Below are 4,101 nucleotides of genomic sequence, written 5' to 3'. Positions count from 1 at the left end.
CCTCCCCGGAGCCCCGGTGCTCCCGCCGCCGGGGGCCGCGCCCCCGGCCGACCCGGAGGCGGTGCTCGAGGGGCTGGATCCCGAGCAGCGGGCCGTCGCCACCACCCTGCGCGGTCCGGTCTGTGTCCTCGCGGGTGCCGGGACCGGCAAAACCCGCGCCATCACCCACCGCATCGCCTACGGGGTTCGCACCGGTGTGCTGCAACCGGCGGGCATTCTCGCGGTCACCTTCACCGCCCGGGCCGCCGGTGAGATGCGCGGCCGGCTCCGGGCCCTGGGCGCGGGGGGCGTGCAGGCCCGCACCTTCCACTCGGCGGCGCTCCGTCAGCTCCAGTACTTCTGGCCGAAGGCCGTGGGGGGCGAGCCGCCCCGGCTGGTGGAGCGGAAGGTCCAGTTGGTGGCGGAGGCCGCCGCGCGTTCCCGGATCCGGCTGGAACGCGCCGAACTGCGGGATGTCACCTCCGAGATCGAGTGGGCCAAGGTCACCCGCACCACCCCCGACGACTATCCGGCCGCGGTCGCCAAGTCCTCCCGGGAGGCGCCGCGCGATCCCGCCGAGACCAGCCGGATCTACGCCGCCTACGAGCGCCTCAAGCAGGACCGGTCGGTGATCGACTTCGAGGACGTCCTGCTGCTCACCGTCGGCATCCTGCAGGACCGCCCGGACATCGCCGACACCGTCCGCCGCCAGTACCAGCACTTCGTGGTGGACGAGTACCAGGACGTCAGCCCGTTGCAACAGGGTCTGCTGGAGTTGTGGCTGGGGGACCGGGACAACCTCTGCGTGGTGGGGGACGCGAGCCAGACCATCTACTCCTTCACCGGCGCCACCCCCGACCACCTGCTGAACTTCCGGCTGCGTCACCCCGGGGCCACGGTCGTCAAGCTGGTGCGCGACTACCGTTCCACCCCCCAGGTCGTGCACCTGGCCAACGGCCTCCTCGGGCAGGCCCGCGGCCGGGCGGCCGAGCACCGGCTGGAGCTGGTCTCCCAGCGTCCGCCCGGCCCGGAGCCCGTCTTCACCGAGCACCCGGACGAACCGACCGAGGCGGAGACCACCGCGCGCCGGGTGCGCGAACTCATCGATGCGGGGACGCCGGCGGGGGAGATCGCCGTGTTGTTCCGGATCAACGCCCAGTCCGAGATCTACGAGCAGGCGTTCGCCGACGCGGGTGTGCCCTACCAGCTCAAGGGCGCCGAGCGGTTCTTCGAACGGCCGGAGATCCGGCAGGCGGGCCTGGCGCTGCGCGGGGCCTCGCGCGCCGGGGGCAACGACACCGCGCTGGAGGGCCTGGAGGACCGGGGGCTGGGGGAGCGGGTCGCGGCCGTGCTCGGCGGCACCGGATGGACCCCGGACCCCCCGACCGGATCGGGGGCGGCCCGCGACCGCTGGGAGTCGCTGCGGGCCCTGGTGCGGTTGGCCGAGGAGTTCGGGGCCGCCCGGCCGGGGGCTTCGCTGAGGGACTTCGTGGAGGAGGTGGACGAGCGGGCCCGGGCCCAGCACGCCCCCACCGTGGACGGGGTCACTCTGGCCTCCCTGCACACCGCCAAGGGCTTGGAGTGGGACGCCGTCTTCCTCGTCGGTCTCACCGAGGGGATGCTGCCGATCACCTATGCCCGCACCCCCGAGCAGATCGAGGAGGAGCGGCGGCTGCTGTACGTGGGGGTGACCCGGGCACGGAAGGTGCTCTCGCTGTCCTGGGCACTCGCGCGCTCGCCGGGCGGGCGCGCCGGGCGTCGCCCCAGCCGCTTCCTGGACGGCCTGCGGCCCGGGTCGGGGGCGCGCGCCGGTTCGGCGGGCGCGAGGGCCGGGGGGGTGGAGCGCGGTGCGGGCCCCGGTTCCCGGCGGCGGCAGCGCGGACCCGTCCCGTGCCGGGTGTGCGGACGCACCCTCACCGAGGCGGCGGAGCTGAAGCTGCGCCGGTGCGCCGACTGCCCCTCCACGATGGACGAGGGAATGTACGAACGGCTGCGGGAATGGCGCCTGGAGCGCGCGACGGAGCTCGGGCGCCCCGCGTACACCGTCTTCACCGATGTCACCCTGATGGCGATCGCGGAGACCTCGCCCTCGGACGAGCGGGAGCTGTCCGGCATCTCCGGGGTGGGGCCGCACAAGCTCCGCCAATTCGGTGATCAGGTGCTGCGGATCTGCGCCGGCCTGCCGGCGGATCCGGACACGGAACCGGGACGGGAGGAGGCGTCGGAGGACGGGGTCACCGACCCCCGGACGGGCGCCGGGGGAGCGGGCGACCCGTGGGCCGGCCCCGGTGACGAGCCCGGTCCGGAGCCGCTGGAGGGACCGGGGCGAACGCCGGACGACGCCTTCGACGAGCTCTTCGGGGAGCGGTCGGAAGCGGAGTCCGGTGGTCCGGGAAAGACCGCCGAAAAATAGTTTGCGCGCGGTGGAGGGATGCGCATAGCGTGCTTCCACGGCCGCGGGGTCGGGGGCCTTCCCCCGGAACCCGGTGAGCCGCGTCATGTCTGTCCGAGCCCTCGAGGGCTCCGCACGCGCCGAAAGGAGGCGAATCCGATGTTGGCATTCTCGATGACCAAAGCCGTCCGTCGCCAGGATGCTCTCGTTCGCCTGCCCGGCGCGCCGCGCCCGTTCGGCGCCACCCGTGTGTCCTCCGCCCCCGTCGATCCGTCGGCGTGCGGCCGGAAGTCCGCGAGCGGCGCACTCGGATTCGTCGACCCGGCCGTAATGGCGGCCGAGGCCGTTCCGAGCGGTGCGTATGTCCCGGCAGCAGCACGTATCCGCGGCCTCGAGGCCGCCGGCTTCCGTGCGACCACGCGGTTCAACCAGCACGTCATTCGGATGTGGGCCCTCCGCGGGCTCGATCCCGGGAAAGATCCAACCTGATCGGCGAGATCAGGTCGGTGCCTTCCAGGGCCGCGGAACCCCATCCGGGATCCGCGGCCCTTTCGTTTGTCCCGGAGGTCACGCCTCCGGGGCGAACGCAGCCGGAACATCGACGACGAGACGAGGAACCACCACCGTGCGACTCGCACCCTCCGCTCCCTCATCGCCCGACCTGACCCCACCATCCGATCCGGAGATCCCCGTGACCCCGCTGTTCACGCTCAACGAGCTGGACGAGGCCATCGACCGACTCGACTCCCGAGTCCCGTGCCGCTCCTACGACCCGGAGGTCTTCTTCGCCGAGTCCCCCGAGGACGTCGAGTACGCGAAGTCCCTGTGCGCCGGCTGCCCGCTGAAGGAGGCATGCCTGGCCGGGGCGAAGGAGCGTCGCGAGCCCTGGGGCGTCTGGGGCGGCGAACTCTTCGTCCAGGGCGTCGTGGTGCCCCGCAAGCGCCCCCGCGGGCGTCCGCGCAAGAACCCGGTCGTCGCATGAACCTCACCGGCACGATCGGCCGCCCCGCACCGCACGGCCCCGAACAGAGCACGCACATGAACGAGCACTTCCGCGGCGGACGCCGCCTCATCGACGCGGCCGAGCCGCGTCCCGCACCGAACAGGAACCGAGAGATGGAACTCCTACCCGAAGCCATGGCGCGCTCGCAGTTGAGCGAGCGACTGCGCGAGGCCGAATCCCAACGCAGGGCCCACCAGTTGGCCCTGTCGATCCGGATGGAGCGCCGTTCGCGGCGGCTCCACCGCCGGGCGGAGCGGGCCTCCCACCGGGCCCGTCGGGCGCTGGCCCGCGCCCTGATGTGAGACACGGGCCGGGGCACCGGCCCGACTCCACCGACCCGTCCCGGGGGCCCGGCGCTCCACCCATCCGGTGCCGGGCCGGCATCGGGATCCCCGGCCCCGAACCGCGCCGGCGGTCCGGGGCCGCCCCGGGGTCCGCGCAAGGGAGCGGGGCTCCGGGTCGGCGCCGCTCCCGTCCGACCCGCCCCACGGCTCGGCCGCGGGCCGCTGCCTCACCCGGTCCGCCCCGGCCCGTCACCCCGCCGGCCTCCCGACCGGTCCGTCCCGCCGGCCCGGAGAGGCGGCACCTCCCTCGGAAGGCCGCTGCGGGTACGCCGGGAACGGGGGGTCGGCGGCTCCGCAGGGACAGTCCGGGTCCGGCGACACCGTCACCCGTTCGACCCGGGGCCCCGGCAACGTCACCTCCAGACGGGCATGCCCCTCCCCTC

General features: G+C 74.1%; 4 protein-coding genes. All 4 read left to right on the top strand.

Annotated features, from left to right (window positions below; all coding sequences use genetic code 11):
- Positions 1–61: 61 nt before the first annotated feature.
- The 4 genes from FNQ90_RS14745 to FNQ90_RS14730 all read left to right on the top strand — a co-directional run bounded on the left by FNQ90_RS14745 (position 62) and on the right by FNQ90_RS14730 (position 3,676).
- A complete protein-coding gene (locus FNQ90_RS14745) occupies positions 62–2,392 on the top strand; it encodes an ATP-dependent DNA helicase UvrD2 (RefSeq protein ID WP_323379969.1) in 2,331 nt (776 codons plus the stop codon).
- 138 nt (positions 2,393–2,530) lie between these two features.
- A complete protein-coding gene (locus FNQ90_RS14740) occupies positions 2,531–2,860 on the top strand; it encodes a hypothetical protein (RefSeq protein WP_182606801.1) in 330 nt (109 codons plus the stop codon).
- 136 nt (positions 2,861–2,996) lie between these two features.
- On the top strand, positions 2,997–3,353 hold the full coding sequence (locus tag FNQ90_RS14735) for a WhiB family transcriptional regulator (RefSeq protein ID WP_143622297.1): 357 nt from the start codon (positions 2,997–2,999) through the stop codon (positions 3,351–3,353).
- Positions 3,350–3,676 (top strand): hypothetical protein, encoded by a 327-nt coding sequence (locus FNQ90_RS14730; protein ID WP_143622295.1) that lies wholly within the window; start codon positions 3,350–3,352, stop codon positions 3,674–3,676. Before FNQ90_RS14735 ends, FNQ90_RS14730 begins: the two co-directional genes overlap by 4 nt.
- Positions 3,677–4,101: the final 425 nt, after the last annotated feature.

The sequence above is a fragment of the Streptomyces alkaliphilus genome (assembly GCF_014141535.1).
Taxonomy (GTDB): Bacteria; Actinomycetota; Actinomycetes; order Streptomycetales; family Streptomycetaceae; genus Streptomyces; species Streptomyces alkaliphilus.
The sequence above is the reverse complement of the archived record's forward strand: the minus strand, read 5'-3'. Positions and strand labels throughout refer to the sequence as shown.